Source organism: Geofilum sp. OHC36d9, assembly GCF_052400685.1.
Lineage (GTDB): Bacteria > Bacteroidota > Bacteroidia > Bacteroidales > Marinilabiliaceae > CAZHHH01.
Map to the genome: position 1 here is coordinate 1 of NZ_JBQTGJ010000003.1, position 230 is coordinate 230.

Consider the following 230-nt stretch of genomic DNA (forward strand, 5'->3'; position numbering starts at 1 on the left):
AACCAGTATGATGTTTTATGTTTGTATCCCATTCAAGTAATGTTGTAAAATCTGTCAAGCTAATTTAGGATATTACACGCCCCTTGGGGATGATGGTTCGCCCCTTGGGGATGATGGTTCTCCCCTTGGGGATGATGACTCTCCCCTTGGGGATGATGACTCTCCCCTTGGGGATGATGGCTCTCCCCTTGGGGATGATGGCTCTCCCCTTGGGGATAATGGTTCTCCCC